General features: G+C 66.4%; 15 protein-coding genes. All 15 read left to right on the forward strand.

Annotated features, from left to right (window positions below):
* The first annotated feature begins 80 nt into the window (after positions 1-80).
* Entirely contained in the window at positions 81-1,652 is a 1,572-nt protein-coding gene (locus XM1_RS13905) for a fused MFS/spermidine synthase (RefSeq protein ID WP_068434384.1), read from the forward strand.
* An 87-nt stretch (positions 1,653-1,739) separates the two neighbouring features.
* Positions 1,740-2,321 (forward strand): TlpA disulfide reductase family protein, encoded by a 582-nt coding sequence (locus tag XM1_RS13910; RefSeq protein WP_068434386.1) that lies wholly within the window; start codon positions 1,740-1,742, stop codon positions 2,319-2,321.
* A 22-nt stretch (positions 2,322-2,343) separates the two neighbouring features.
* Entirely contained in the window at positions 2,344-3,408 is a 1,065-nt protein-coding gene (locus XM1_RS13915) for a COX15/CtaA family protein (protein WP_068434388.1), read from the forward strand.
* A 162-nt stretch (positions 3,409-3,570) separates the two neighbouring features.
* Positions 3,571-3,732, forward strand: coding sequence for a hypothetical protein (locus tag XM1_RS24570; RefSeq protein ID WP_172821928.1), 162 nt, complete (start codon positions 3,571-3,573; stop codon positions 3,730-3,732).
* Positions 3,733-3,746: 14 nt separating this feature from the next.
* The gene (locus XM1_RS13920; protein ID WP_068434391.1) at positions 3,747-4,292 is read left to right on the forward strand and encodes a cytochrome C oxidase subunit II; all 546 of its coding nucleotides are present in this window, start codon (positions 3,747-3,749) and stop codon (positions 4,290-4,292) included.
* Between the two features lie 16 nt (positions 4,293-4,308).
* Positions 4,309-5,991: a cbb3-type cytochrome c oxidase subunit I gene (locus tag XM1_RS13925; protein WP_068434393.1), complete on the forward strand. Its 1,683-nt coding sequence runs from the start codon at positions 4,309-4,311 to the stop codon at positions 5,989-5,991.
* An 87-nt stretch (positions 5,992-6,078) separates the two neighbouring features.
* Positions 6,079-6,945 carry a heme o synthase gene (cyoE, locus tag XM1_RS13930; protein ID WP_068434394.1) on the forward strand — a complete coding sequence of 289 codons (867 nt, stop codon included), beginning with the start codon at positions 6,079-6,081 and terminating at the stop codon, positions 6,943-6,945.
* A 44-nt stretch (positions 6,946-6,989) separates the two neighbouring features.
* A complete protein-coding gene (locus XM1_RS13935) occupies positions 6,990-7,754 on the forward strand; it encodes an SCO family protein (RefSeq protein WP_231920515.1) in 765 nt (254 codons plus the stop codon).
* Positions 7,755-7,877: 123 nt separating this feature from the next.
* Positions 7,878-9,389 carry a hydrogenase iron-sulfur subunit gene (locus XM1_RS13940; protein WP_231920516.1) on the forward strand — a complete coding sequence of 504 codons (1,512 nt, stop codon included), beginning with the start codon at positions 7,878-7,880 and terminating at the stop codon, positions 9,387-9,389.
* Positions 9,386-9,889 (forward strand): hypothetical protein, encoded by a 504-nt coding sequence (locus XM1_RS13945; protein ID WP_068434403.1) that lies wholly within the window; start codon positions 9,386-9,388, stop codon positions 9,887-9,889. Before XM1_RS13940 ends, XM1_RS13945 begins: the two co-directional genes overlap by 4 nt.
* Before the next feature lie 77 nt (positions 9,890-9,966).
* Positions 9,967-11,307 (forward strand): cbb3-type cytochrome c oxidase subunit I, encoded by a 1,341-nt coding sequence (locus XM1_RS13950; protein WP_068434406.1) that lies wholly within the window; start codon positions 9,967-9,969, stop codon positions 11,305-11,307.
* Positions 11,300-11,788, forward strand: a complete 489-nt coding sequence (locus XM1_RS13955; protein ID WP_068434409.1) for a quinol oxidase — start codon at positions 11,300-11,302, stop codon at positions 11,786-11,788. Before XM1_RS13950 ends, XM1_RS13955 begins: the two co-directional genes overlap by 8 nt.
* A gap of 31 nt (positions 11,789-11,819) precedes the next feature.
* The gene (locus XM1_RS13960; RefSeq protein WP_197603078.1) at positions 11,820-12,458 is read left to right on the forward strand and encodes a sigma-70 family RNA polymerase sigma factor; all 639 of its coding nucleotides are present in this window, start codon (positions 11,820-11,822) and stop codon (positions 12,456-12,458) included.
* Positions 12,455-13,093 (forward strand): NrsF family protein, encoded by a 639-nt coding sequence (locus tag XM1_RS13965; RefSeq protein ID WP_068434411.1) that lies wholly within the window; start codon positions 12,455-12,457, stop codon positions 13,091-13,093. The genes XM1_RS13960 and XM1_RS13965 overlap by 4 nt, the downstream gene beginning before the upstream one ends.
* Before the next feature lie 42 nt (positions 13,094-13,135).
* Complete coding sequence (locus XM1_RS13970; protein ID WP_068434413.1) at positions 13,136-14,488, forward strand: GH1 family beta-glucosidase; 1,353 nt, start codon at positions 13,136-13,138, stop codon at positions 14,486-14,488.
* Positions 14,489-14,503 lie beyond the last annotated feature (15 nt).

Here is a 14,503-nt window from a genome sequence, read left to right on the forward strand (position 1 = left end):
TGCGGGTCTGCAAGGGTGGTTTGTTCACCGGCGATTTGCCATAGTCGCCGCCGGTTCGGGCGGGGCGAGAGGGAGGGAAAATGGCGCGGGCGACCATCGTGATCACGGGGGCGGCGATCCTGTGCCTGCAGCTGATCGCGTCCCGGGTGATGACGCCGTTCTTCGGCGTCAGCCTGCTGATCTGGACCGGCATCCTGTCGGTCACCCTGCTGTGTCTGGCGCTTGGCTATTATTATGGCGGCGTTTTCTGCCGTGAGCGTTCTTCCGACCAGATCCGGGCCGCCTATTACCTGGCGCCCACCCTGTCGGGGGGCTGGCTGGTGGCCGCCGTCCTGCTCTATCCGGTCTGCCTCGGGCCGCTGGCCCAGCTGAGCCTGGTGGGCGGAGCCTTCCTGGCCTCGGTCCTGCTGCTGGCCGTGCCGCTGGTCCTGCTGTCGGCGCTCAATCCCCTGCTGGTGGCCCTGGAGCGGCCCTTGCACGGCGAGGCGGATTCCGGGGCCGGCTGGGTGTTCTTCATCAGCACCATCGGCTCGGTGGGGGGCGTTCTGGTGGCCGCTTTCGGGCTGATCCCCCATCTGTCCGGCCGTCATTCCATTCTCGCCATCGCCGCCGCCCTGTGCCTGCTGGGAGGCGTGGGCGGCAAGCGGGGCCGGGGGCTGGCCCTGGCCGGTCTGGCCGCCGCCCTGGCCCTGGCCATCCTCGATCCCGCCGGGCGAAAGGGGCGCGACGCCCGCGACGGCGAGGACAGGCCCTGGCGCACCATCGCCGCCTATCCTTCCGCCTTCGGGGTGCTGAAGGTGGTGGAACTGGGCGAGGGGCCGGGGATGCTTCGCATCCTGTTCAACGACGGCCTGGCCCAGAACGGTTTCGACGCCGAGGGCCGCCCGGCGCTGCAATTCACCCATTTCCTCGAGGCCGGCGCCGCCCATCTGGCGCCCGGGGCCCGCAAGGTTCTGGTTCTCGGCCTGGGGGCCGGGGTGATTCCGGCCGCCTTCGAGGCAAGGGGGGCCGCCGTCGAGGTGGTGGAGATCAACCGCCGCGCCTATGACGCGGCCGGCGACCATTTCGGCTATCGGCCCGGCCCGGCCACCCGGCTGGTGTTCGCCGACGCCCGCACCCAGGTGCGCGGCTGCGCCCCCGACCACGACATCGTCTTCATCGACCTGTTCTCGGGCGACGGCATCCCCGAGCATCTGCTGACCAGCGAGTTCTTCGCCGACATCCGGCGCTGTTTGGGCGAGGGGGGCGTGGTGGCCATCAACAGCTTCCTCGATTCGCGCCATATGGAGCCCATCGCCGCCGTCCTGGCCACCCTGACCCGGGTGTTCGGGCGCGTCGCCATGGTGGAACAGGACCGCCCGCCGTCGCGTCCGGTCACCAACGGCTTTTTGTTCGCGGCGCGCCAGCCCGACCGCCTCGACCGTCTGGCTGATCTGCGGATCGAGTCCGGATCGGTGTCGCCCCGCATGGCCGAGCAGATGACCGCGTCGCTGGCTTCGCTGCGCTTCGTCGATCGGGCCTCGCCGCTGCTGGCCGGCGCCCCCGTGCTGACCGACGAGGACAACCCGCTGTCCGCCCTGGCTGCGCCGGCCCAGATGGCCTATCGCCGCTCCATGGTCGGCACCATTCCCGATCCCATCCTGGCGGATTGACCCATAGGGCGGGGAGGCTTGACCAAAAGCAAGTTCCTCCTCACCGTCTCCATGGTCTACTCCGGGCCGTATTTTGGAAGGTAAAGCATGTCCGACCGCATTCTCATCCTGGTGGCCCTGTCACTGATCCTCGCCATGGTGGCCGGCACGGCGATCCAGATCCGCAAGCCGCAGCCCACGCCCATCCTGGTCAAGGAATCCATGCGGCGGCCGGACTACGCCATCGCCCTGGAAAACCCCATGACCACCGACATGGCCGGCGTGACCAAGCCCTTCCACGAGCGCGTCAACAAGCCCACCGTGGTGAACTTCTGGGCCACCTGGTGCATTCCCTGCGTGCGTGAGCTGCCGCTGTTCGCCAAGTTCAAGCCCGTTGCCGAGGCGGCGGGCATCCAGGTGCTGACCGTCAACGTCGACAAGGAAGGCGCCCCGGTCGCCAAGAAGTTCCTGGAGGAGCACGGCATCACCGACATGCCGGTGATTCTCGATCCCGACGGTTCGGTGTCAAAGGCGCTGAAGGTGCGCGGCATGCCCACCGCCCTGCTGGTCAACGCCAAGGGCGAGGAAACCGCCCGCATGGAAGGCGAGGCCGACTGGGCGGGGCAGGGCGTCATCGATGTGGTCCGCGAGCTGCTGGCCCTGCCGTCCCATCCCGTGTTGGCCAAGTAGCATCTAAAGAATGGGGGAGAAGATGACCACCATGTCGCGATCCTTCGGCCGCTCCGATCTCACCAACGGCGCTCATCGCGACGTGGCGATCTGGCTGCTGGCCTGTTGCTTCATGGTGGCGGTGATGGTGCTGCTGGGCGGTTTGACCCGGCTTACCCATTCCGGCCTGTCCATGGTCGAGTGGGAGCCCATCGTCGGCATCATCCCCCCCCTCAACGAGGCCGATTGGCAGCTGTTCTTCGCGAAGTACAAGCAGACCCCCGAATACATCAAGGTCAACGCCGGCATGAGTCTGGCGGACTTCAAGGGAATTTTCTGGCTTGAGTACATCCACCGCGTGTGGGGCCGCCTGATCGGCATGGTCTTCGGCCTGCCCCTGCTGTGGCTGGTCTTCTCGGGCCGCATCGGCAAGGCGATGGTTCCCCGTCTGATCGGCGTGTTCCTGCTGGGCGCCGCCCAGGGCGGCATGGGCTGGTTCATGGTCAAGAGCGGCCTGGTGGACAATCCGCACGTCTCCCATTACCGGCTGACCGCCCATCTGGCCCTGGCCTTCCTGATTCACGCCTGGATGTTCTGGCTGGCGCTGGACATCCTGGCCGACCACCGGCCGGCGCCGCGCCGCCTGCATGGCGAGGCCGGCGGGATCTTGTCCTGGCTGCGCTGGCTGACCGTCCTGGTGGTGGTCACCTTGCTGTTCGGCGGCCTGGTGGCCGGCCTGAAGGCCGGGCTGATCTACAATACCTGGCCGCTGATGGATGGCGCGATCATCCCCAAGGATCTGTTCCCCGACGGTTTCCATTCCCTGTTCGAGGACATCAAGACCGTCCAGTTCGGCCACCGCACCCTGGCCGAGATCACCATCGCGGTGGCCCTGGTCGGCTGGTATCGCGCCCGCGCCCGCCTCGGCGCCCAGGTTCCCGCCGCCATCCATGCGGTCGCGATCATGGCCCTGGTCCAGGTCGGGCTGGGAATCGGGACCCTGGTCCTGGTGGTGCCCATCTCGCTGGCTTCGGCTCATCAGATGGGGGCGATGGCCCTGCTCACCCTATGCCTGTGGGCCATCCACGACCTGCGCCGCCGCATCTGAAGTCGGCGCCTGGGTCGTTAAAATCTCGTAAAAAATGTATATGCCCGAGTGAATTGCTTGGGAGGGACTTTACCAAAGTCAAGGAGATGAACTTTCCGTAATGAGAGGTTCATGGTCCGGTCGTCCGGAGTTTTTTTCGGAAATGCCAAGGGAGTTCGATCGATGTCCAATTCAATCGAAAGCAAGGAGGAGGAGCGGATTCCGGCGATGCAGCGCATCCTGGACAATCCGTTCCTGCTGCTTTTTATCGGTGTGGTAGTGCCGACGGTTTCCTACACGATCTGGGGGATCATGGAAGTCGCCCAGCTGCCGATCGCCAAGTAAGGGAGGGATAATAAATGTCTATTACTCCTCCGGAGCAAAAAGTCTGGTTCAACGAGCCCGTTGAGAAGACCGAGGTCATCTGGGTGATCATTGCCCTGACCTGGGCGCTGATCATGTTCGCCATGATGCCGCTGTGGCACCTCAAGGGCACCCAGAACATGTCCAACGAAGCCTATCGCATCCAGCCGGATGTGTATCAGGCCCGCGTGGACGCTTTCGTCGAGAAGTACAAGGTGGGCGAAGAAGGCCACGCCAAGACCCCGGTGGTTCGTCCCCCGGCCGGTTCTGACGTGTACATGATGGCCCGCCTGTGGGAGTGGTACCCGGTTCTCGAACTCGAGAAGGGCAAGTCCTACCGCCTGCACCTCTCGTCGTTGGATTGGCAGCATGGTTTCTCCGTGCAGCCCGCCAACATCAATCTGCAGGTCCATCCTGGCATCGACGAGGTGGTGACCATCACCCCGACCGATTCCGGCGATTTCGGCATCATCTGCAACGAATACTGCGGTATCGGCCACCACACCATGCTCGGAAAAATCCGAGTCGTGGCTGGCAAGTAATCGAGGGGGAGCGCAAATGGTTGCCAAGCCCGTATTTCGAACCTGCGGCTTCACGGGTCTGAAGATCCATGATGACGCAGAGAAGCTGATCAAGATCAACGCGGTCACCGCCATCGTGGTGCTGGCCCTCGGTGGTCTGTTCGGCCTTCTCGTCGTCCTGACCCGTTGGCCGACCGTGCACCTGCTGCCGGCCGACCTGTTCTACCTGGCGCTGACCGCGCACGGTATCGACATCCTGATCGTCTGGTGCATCTTCTTCGAAGTTGCCCTGATGTACTTCGCTTCGTCCATCCTGCTGCAGACCCGCATCGCCACGCCCAAGATGGGCTGGGTTGCGTATGCCCTGATGGTCCTGGGCGCCGCCATCACCAACTGGAAGGTCCTCGAGGGCAATTCCAGCGTGATGATGACCTCCTACGTGCCGATGCAGGCTGACCCGCTGTTCTACGTGGGCCTGATCCTGTTCGCCGTGGGTGCCCTGATCGCCTGCTTCATCTTCCTGGGCACCCTGGTGGTCGCCAAGGCGGAGAAGACCTACGAGGGTTCCATTCCGCTGGTCACCTTCGGTGCGCTGGTGGCTTGCATCATCGCCATCTACACCATCGCGTCCGGCGCCATCATCCTGATCCCGACCTTCCTGTGGTCGATCGGGCTGATCAGCCACATCGACCCGCTGATGTACAAGGTCGTGTGGTGGGGCATGGGTCACTCGTCGCAGCAGATCAACGTGGCCGCCCACATCGCCGTGTGGTACGCCATCGCCGCGATCCTGTTCGGCGCCAAGCCGCTGTCCGAGAAGGTCAGCCGCTGCGCTTACCTGACCTACATCTTCTTCCTGCAGATCGCTTCGGCCCACCACCTGCTGGTGGAGCCCGGCCTGTCGTCCGCCTATAAGATCTTCAACACCTCGTACGGCATGTACCTCGCCGTGCTGGGTTCGATGATCCACGGTCTGACCGTCCCGGGTTGCATCGAGGCGGCTCAGCGTCGCAAGGGCTTCAACAACGGCATGTTCGAATGGCTCCGTAAGGCCCCCTGGGGCAATCCGGTGTTCTCGGGCATGTTCCTGTCCCTGATCCTGTTCGGCTTCCTCGGCGGCATCTCCGGTGTCACCATGGGCGTGGAACAGATCAACATCATGATCCACAACACCATCTACGTGCCCGGCCACTTCCACGCGACTGTGGCGGCCGGTACGACGCTGGCGTTCATGGCGATCACGTACTTCCTGGTCCCGGTCCTGTTCGGTCGCGAACTGGTCATGCCGGGCCTGGCCAAGCTCCAGCCGTACCTGTTCGGCCTGGGCATGGGCGTGTTCTCCCTGTTCATGATGGGTGCCGGTACGCTGGGCGTGTCCCGTCGTCACTGGGACATGGCCTTCTCGGACGCTCCGCACGCTTTCGCTCACGCTCCCGCTGCCTTCCTCATGATGGGCATCGTTGGCGTGGCTGGCGTGATCGCGGTGATCGGCGGCGCTCTGTTCGTCCTGATCATCGTGGGCTCGGTGCTGTTCGGCAAGCCGGTGGTGCATGCTCCGGCCGCGGCCGCTCCGGCTCCTTCGCCGGTGGCTTCGTACGGCAATGCCGAGCACGTGGCCGTTCCGGGCACCTTCGCCCTGGCGCTGCTCTTCCTGACGATGTTTGTGCTCTACTACTTCGTCAACTGGAAGTATCTGGCCAGCACCTGGATCATGAGCTGATCCAGTCTAGGGTTAAAGGCGGGCGGGACCCTCGGGTCCCGCCCGTTCTCCTCCAAGGGTATGTTTTCGAAAGGGTGGGAGAGGGTGATGACGGCGAACCTCAAAGTCCTGGCATCGGTGTTCAAGCTGCGCATCGGCGTGTTCTGCGCCCTGGCGGCCATTGCTGGAGCCCTGGTCACCCCGAGTGCCGTTCCCCAGACCTCCCAGGTCGTGGCCGTGGCCATGGCCGTGCTGCTGTCGGCCGCCGCCGCCGGGGCCTTCAATCATTACTGGGAGCGCGACATCGATCCGATGATGAACCGCACCCGCAACCGTCCTTTCGCCTCCGGCCAGTTCGCCGCCGGTCCGCTGTGGCCCCTGGGGCTGCTGGCGTTGACCGTCGCCGCGGTGGCCCTGGCCGCCTTCGCCGCCAATGCCTGGGCGGCGCTGCACGTATTCCTCGGTGCCTTCGTCTATGGCATCGTCTACACCGTCTGGCTGAAGCGCCGCACCGCCTGGAACATCGTCATCGGCGGTCTGTCCGGCAGCTTCGCCGTGCTGGCCGGTGCCGCCGTGGCGGTGCCGACCTTGAGCCCCCAATCGCTGGTCCTGGCCCTGATCCTGTTCCTGTGGACGCCGCCCCATTTCTGGAGCCTGGCGACCGCACTCAAGGACGACTACGCCGCCGCCGGCATTCCCATGCTGCCGGTGGTCAAGCCGGAATCCGAGACCAACTGGATCATCCTGGCCAATACCATCGCCCTGGTGGCGTCGTCGCTGCTGCCCTTCTTCTTCGGCGCCGGACCGCTCTACATGGGCGCGGCGATCCTGGGCGGCGTGTGGTTCATCTACAAGAGCGTCCTGCTGGTCATGCGCCCGGGGCGCAAGGCCGCCATGGGCAATTTCTTCGCTTCGCTGATCCAGCTGGTCCTACTCTTGACCGCCGTCATGGTTGAGCCGCTGCTGGCGGGGTAGAACTGCGCATGATACATGCAAAAGTCCTAATAATTTTGGGGGCTTTGGTTTCAGCCAGCCTCCAGGCCCAAGCGGCGCCAACCGTTTCCGCCACCGCGGAGGAGGCGCTGAAGCGTTCGCGCGCCGCCGAGGGCAATGTGGTGGGCTCCCACCAGCTGACCGATCAGGACGGCCAGCCGGTCGACCTCACCCAGTTTCGCGGCAAGCCGGTGGTGATCAGCATGATCTACACCGCCTGCGACCACACCTGTCCGGTGACCACCCAGAACGTGGCCAGGGCGGTTTCCGGCACCCGCAAGGCGCTGGGCGACGACAGCTTCCAGGTTCTGTCCATCGGCTTCGACACGGTGCGCGACACGCCGGCCGCTCTGAAGACCTATGCCCGCCAGCAGGGCATCGACCTCAAGAACTGGACCTTCCTGGCGGGCAACCAGGCCACCATGGAGGCCCTGTCGGCCGATCTCGGCTTTACCTGGTACGTGACCTCGCGCGGGTTCGACCACATCGCCCAGACCACCGTTCTGGACAAGGACGGCCGCATCTACCGCCAGGTCTACGGCGAGAATTTCGAGCTGCCGCTGCTGGTCGAGCCGCTGAAGGATCTGGTGCTGGGCCGCACGGCGGCGCTGACCTCGCTGCAATCCATCAGCGACCGGGTCCGGTTCTTCTGCACCGTCTATGATCCGCACTCGGACGCCTACCGCTTTGATTACGGTATTTTTTTCAGCATCGGCTCGGGGTTCCTGGCCGTGCTGACCATCATCTGGATGACCATCCGCATGTGGCGCGACTCGCGCCGGACATCTTGATGAATCCCGCCCGCGCCCGTCGAGGGGGCAAGAAAATGGAAACGAAAAGGAAATTTCGCCTTGTCTAATCCAATCAAATCCGCCGTCAGAGCGGGCCTCTTCCGCCTTGAAAGCGGCTGGGACATGCTGGTTGGGCGCGAGTCCAACCCCATGTACTGCCTGGGCGCCATGTCGTGGTACTTCTTCTGGATCGTCGGCGCGTCGGGGCTGTACCTGTTCGTGCCCTACGACACCAGCGCGGTGCGCGCCTGGAGCTCCATCGAGTACATCTCGCGCGAGCAATGGTACTGGGGCGGTCTGATCCGCTCGCTGCACCGCTACGGCTCGGACGCCATGGTGCTCACCATGATGCTGCATCTGCTGCGCGAATGGTGCCTGGACCGTTATCACGGCGCCCGCTGGTTCGCCTGGTTCACCGGCGTGCCGCTGATTTGGATGGTGTTCAGCTCGGGCGTCACCGGCTATTGGCTGGTGTGGGACGAACTGGCCCAGTACCTGGCCATCGGCACCGCCGAGTGGATGGACTTCCTGGGCATCTTCGGCCAGAGCATCGCGCGCAACTTCCTCAATCCCGGCGCGCTGACCGACCGCTTCTTCACCCTGCTGATCTTCATCCACATCGCCGTGCCGCTGTTCCTGCTGATGGCCATGTGGGTGCATATCCTGCGCATCAACCACGCCAACACCAATCCGCCCAAGCCGCTGGTCATCGGCTCGTCGATCATGCTGGTGGCGCTGTCGCTGCTTCATCCCGCCCAGAGCCATCCGGCCGCCGACCTGGGCAAGGCCATCGGCGATCTCAATCCCGACTGGTACTTCATGGCGCTGTACCCGCTGTACGACGCCAAGGGGCCGCTGGTGACCTGGGCGGTGTCCATCGGCGCCTCCATGTTCCTGTCGCTGATGCCGTGGATGGCCTTCCGCCGCAAGCGCCGCGCCGCCGCCGTGGTCACTCCCGACATCTGCAACGCCTGCGGCAATTGCGCCGCCGACTGCCCGTTCGGTGCCGTGGTGCTGCGTCCGCGTGCCCCCGACGCCACCGGCCAGGCCAAGGTGGCGGTGGTCCAGCCCGACCTGTGCACCAGCTGCGGCATGTGCATGGCGTCGTGCAACAAGACCAACCCCTTCCTGCCCCATAAGGGCGAGGCCCGGCCGACCGCCATCGACATTCCCGACTTCACCTTCGACGTGATGGTCAAGCGGGTGTCGGCCCGCACCCATGGCCTGGTGGGCAAGAACCGCGTCCTGATCATCGGCTGCGAGCACGGGGCGGTCTTGGACCATCTCAAGGGCCCGTCGGTGGGCGTGCTGCCGCTGCATTGCACCGGCATGATGCCGCCGTCGCTGATCGACTACGTGCTGAACAAGGACCTGGCCGACGGCGTGCTGGTCACCGCCTGCCGCCCCGGCGAGTGTTTCTACCGCCTGGGTCCGGAATGGACCGAGCTGCGCATGAACGGCCAGCGTGTGCCCAAGCTGCGCGGCGCCGTGTCGCGTGACCGGGTCCGCCTGTTCTGGGCCGCCAGCACCGAAACCAAGGCCCTGATGGCTGAATTGGCGGCCTTCCGGGTGGCGCTGGAGGAATTGCCGCCCGTTGAACGTCCCGAATCCACCAAAAGGAGGGTGGCGGAATGATCAAGCCCCGTTACATCGCGGGCCAAGCCGTGGCCTATACCGCCTTCGCCCTCATGATCGCCTATTTCGCGTCCAATCCGGTTTACCGGAATCACGATCCGGCCAAGGCCCTGCTGAAGCTGTCGCTGACCCATGCCGGTCAGAAGGTGGGCGAATGCAAGGAGCGCTCGGCCGAGGAACTGGCCAAGCTGCCTCCCAACATGCGGGCCAAGACCTCGTGCGGCCGCGAACGCAATGCCGTGACGCTCGAGATGGATATCGACGGCGTGAAGGTGTTCGCCCAGACCGCCAAGCCGGCCGGTCTGTCGGGCGACGGTCGTTCCCGGTTCTACGATTCGCGTGAGATCAGTGCGGGCAAGCACGTCATCACGGCGCGCATGCGCGACGGCAACGACCCCAACGTCTTCGACCAGGTGGCCGAGGTCACCGTCGAGCTTGCGCCCCGGCAGGTTTTCGTGGTCGATTTCGACGAAGAGAACGGCAAGTTCGAGTTCAAGTGACAAGAACCGCCACCCCGGCTTCGGCCGGGGTGGCGCGGCTTGAGACGGATAGGGGCGGTATGGATCATTCCTGGAGAATGGACGGCTTGTCGGCGGCGCGCCGGGCCGAGTTGCGCGGCTGGGCGCTGCTGGCCATCGGTTCGCTGGCCATCGCCGGGCTGCTGGCCCTGGCGCTGGGGCTGTCGCGCACGCCCAAGGTGCAGGAGCTCCTGCCCTGGGGGCCGCATTTCTTCTACCGCGCCCTGGTCACCCATGTGGTGCTGTCCTTCGAGGTCTGGTTCCTGGCCGCCCTGGGGGCACTGTCGGCCATGGCCGCGCCGCCTTGTCCCAAGGGTGACGCCCTGGGCCGCGTCGCGCTGATCCTCGGTTCGCTGGGCGTGGCGCTGCTGCTGATTCCCGCCCTGGCGGACCAGGGCGAGCCTTCGCTCAACAATTATGTCCCGGTGGTCGGGCACAAGCTGTTCTATATCGGCCTCGGGGTGCATGCCGCCGGCGTGGCGCTGGCCTGCCTGCGGCTGTTGCCGGTGCTGCGCAATCATAGGGTGGTGCCGTTCGGCATCGCTTGCGCCGGTCTGGCCTATCTGGCCGCCCTGGCCTGCTTCCTGATCGCCTGGGCGCTGATTCCGGCCGGCACCGACGCCGACCTGTTCAACGAGCGGGTGTTCTGGGGCGGCGGCCACGTGCTGCAGCTGGTCAACACCATGATCCTGATGATCGCCTGGCAGGCGCTGTCGGAAAAGCATTTCGGCGCCGGCCCGGTTCCCGCCGGGCTGGGCCGCGCCTCCTTCGCGGCGCTTGCCCTGTTCGCGGTGGTCTCGCCGCTGATCTACGCCGTGGGCGGCGACGTGCTGGGGCTCGAGCACCGGCAGGTCTTCACCCGGCTGCTGTGGGTGGGGCTGCCGCTGCCGCCCCTGGTGATGGGCATGGGGCTGGCCTGGAGGATCGTCCAGGGACCGCGCGACTGGCGATCGCCCGCCTTCCTGTCCCTGGCGCTGTCGCTGTTCGTCTTCGCCATCGGCGGTTTCGCCGGTTTCTTCCTCGGCGTGGCCGATACCCGGACGCCGTCCCATTACCATGCGGTGATCGGCGGCGTGCAACTGGGGTTGATGGGCGTGGTGCTGGTCCATCTGCTGCCCGCTCTGGGCCGCAATATCGGCACGGGCAGGGGCGTGCGCCTGCAGTTCCACCTCTACGGCTGGGGCCAGCTGGTCCATGCGCTGGGATTCTTCCTGGCCGGGGCCGCCGGCGTGCCGCGCAAGACCACCGGCGTGGACCAGGGCCTCAACACCCTGTGGAAGAAGGTTTCCATGGGCGTGGTGGGCATGGGAACCGGCCTGGCGGTGCTGGGCGGCGTCATTTTCGTGTGGATGGCGCTTTCCCGTCTGCTCAAGCGGGGCGAGGAGGACGGCAATGCTTAAGGGTTTTGCGCCGCTCGCTCTGCTGGCCGCCACGCTGATCCTGGCTCTGGGCTGGCTGATGGGCCGCACCGGCGGCCTCGACGTGCTGCCGTCGGAAAGCTACAAGGCCGATCTGGCCGAGTTCCACGGCCGCCATCTGGCCCTGCTGGCCGCCCATGGCACCGGCCAGAGCGTGGACGGCATTCCGGTGGTGCGCCCGCCCGCCGGGTCCGACATTCCCATGCTGGCCAAGCGCTGGGAGTTCAGCCCCGCCTTGGAGCTGGAGCCGGGCAAGACCTACCGCCTGCATCTGCTGGCCGAAGACACCGTCCACTCGGCGGCCATCGGCGAGGCCGAGGTGCTGCTGACCCCCGGCCAGGCCCGGGTGGTCAGCCTGACCGCGCCAGCGTCGGGCCGGGTGCGCCTGCAATGCGCCGAGTATTGCGGTCTCAGCCATACCAAGATGATCGGCTCCATCGAGGTGGTGGCCAAGGCTCCGTAACCTTTCCGCCTGTGGCGGCGAAGTTCCCGTCATGAACGCCGCCACGCTCACCGCCTGTTGCCCATCCCGTCCGTCGGGCGCATCCTGCGCCGAGACACGGGAGCGGCGCGTGCGGACCGACGACGATACCCATCTGCAAGAGCTGATGCGGGCGGCCCAGGCCGGCGACGGGCGGGCCTACGGCGCCCTGCTGGCCCAGGTGGCTCCCATCATCCGCCGCGTGGTGGGCAAGCGCTGGCGTGGCCCCGATGCCGAGGACATCGTGCAGGAGGCGCTGCTGTCGCTGCATGCGGTGCGCCATACCTACGATCCCGGCCGTCCCTTCCTGCCCTGGCTGCTGGCCATCGTGCAATACCGGGTCGCCGACGCGGCACGGCGCCACGCCCGCCGGGCGGCGCGCGAGGCCCCCGAATGCGGCTTCGAGCGCGGCTTGCCCGACGTGGCGGCCCCGGCGGCGGAGGAGGGGCCGGGCGACCCGCATCTGCTGGCCCGCGCCCTGGCGGACCTGCCCGAAGGTCAGCGGCGCGCCGTCCGTCTGCTCAAGCTGGAGGAGCGTTCGCTCAAGGAAGCGGCCGAGGCCACCGGCATGTCGGTGGGCGCGCTGAAGGTGGCGGTCCATCGCGGCATCAAGGCGCTGCGGGCCAAGCTGACCGGGAGGGGGGAGGCATGAAGACCGAGGAGCTGATCGCCCGCCTTGCCGCCCAGGCCGCCCCGGTGCACCCCCTGAAGGCCCCCGTCCGGCGGCTGGCGACGTGGTTCGCCCTGGCTTTGCCGGCGGTGGTGCTGGTCGCGCTGTCCATGGGGCTGCGCGACGATCTTTCCCAGCGTCTGGCCGAGCCGGTGTTCCTGCTGCGCATTTCCGCCAGTCTGGCCACCGCCGCCGCCGCCGCTTTGGCCGGTCTGGCGCTGGGCGTTCCCGGCCGCTCGCGGGCCTGGGGGCTGGCGCCCCTTGTTCCCCTCGGCCTGTGGCTGGCCAGCCTGGGGCGGCAATGCCTGCTGGAATGGGGGGGGCACGTCCAGACCGAGCTGCTGGCCGCCCCCCATCTGCATTGCCTGCCCGACATCGCCCTGATGATGGGGCTGCCGACCATCGCCATGGTGGTGATGGTGCTGCGGGGCGCCGGCCTGCGGCGGCGGATGGAACTGCTGCTGGGCGGGCTGGCGGCGGCGGCGCTGTCCAACGCCGCGCTCAGTTTTGCCCATCCGGTGGATGCCGGCCTCCTGGTCCTGCTGCTGCAATTGGCCGTGGTGGGGGGCGTCGCCGTGACGGCGGGGCGGGACGCTTCCTTGACGCCGTTCCGCTAGGGTGGGAAGATTTTCCGGAAATCAGCCATCCGGGAGGGGATCATGGGCGCCGGTAAAAAGAAGCAGACCAGCCTGCGGCCCGACTTCGTCTGGGGGGTTTCCACCTCGGCCTTCCAGGTGGAGGGCGCCACCAAGGAGGACGGGCGCGGCCCCAGCATCTGGGACACCCGCTGCCGGCTGCAGGGCGGCGTGTGGACCGGCGCCAACGCCGACGTGGCCTGCGACCATTACCACCGCTGGCCCGAGGATGTGGGGCTGATCAAGGATTTGGGCGTTGACGCCTATCGCTTCTCCATCGCCTGGCCGCGCCTGCTGCCCAAGGGCAAGGGACAGGTCAACCGGAAGGGCCTCGATTTCTACGACCGCCTGATCGATGGCGTGCTGGAAGCCGGAATCACGCCCTGGGTCTGCCTCTACCACTGGGATTTGCCCCAGGCGCTGGACGATCTGGGCGGCTGGACCAACCGCGACTGCGCCGGCTGGTTCGCCGATTACGCCGTGCTGGCGGCCAAGCGGTACGGCGACCGGGTCAAGCACTTCGCCACCTTCAACGAGTTCTCGGTCTTCACCATGTTCGGCTACGCCATCGACTGGGCGGCGCCGGGCGTGACCGACCGCGCCGCCCACATGAAGGCCATCCACCACGTCAATCTGGCCCACGGCATGGGCGTCGACGTGCTGCGCGATCATGTTCCGGGCGTTTCCATCGGCGCCATCCATAACCGCCAGATCGTGCGGCCCGAGGGCGGGCTGGCCGAGAACCAGGCGGCGGCCGACCTGCTGGACGCCCACTGGAACGGCGTGTTCTGCGATCCGCAGCATCTGGGGCACTACCCCGAGATCATGGCCCGCGACGTGGAGCCCTATGTCCAGGCCGGCGATCTGGCGCGCATCTGCCGCCCCACCGACTGGATGGGTCTCAATCATTACGGTCCCATCTACGCCAAGGCGGACCCCGCCACCACCTGGGGCTACGGCTGGGGCGCGCCGCCGGAATCGGCCAACCATCCGGAAGTGGGCTGGCCCATCTTTCCCGAGGTGTTCAAGGATGAGCTGCTGACCCTGACCCGGCGGTACAAGCTGCCGGTCTACGTCACCGAGAACGGCTGCGGCGGCGGCGCGGGCAGCGATACCCCCGACGAGAACGGCGTGGTCAACGACACCCATCGCCTGGCTTATTTCCGCGAGTACCAGCAGGCCATGCTGGACGCGGTGGCCGAGGGCGCCGACGTGCGCGGCTATTTTGTCTGGGCGCTCTTGGACAATTTCGAGTGGGGCTCGGGCTACGGCCCGCGCTTCGGCCTCTACCACGTGGATTTCGACAGCCAGAAGCGCACCATCAAGAATTCCGGCAAGTGGTACCGGGACATGATCAAGGGCTGGCGCAAGGGGTAAGACTGGGCTATCGCC

Origin of the sequence: Magnetospirillum sp. XM-1 (assembly GCF_001511835.1) — a bacterium.
Taxonomy (GTDB): Bacteria; Pseudomonadota; Alphaproteobacteria; order Rhodospirillales; family Magnetospirillaceae; genus Phaeospirillum.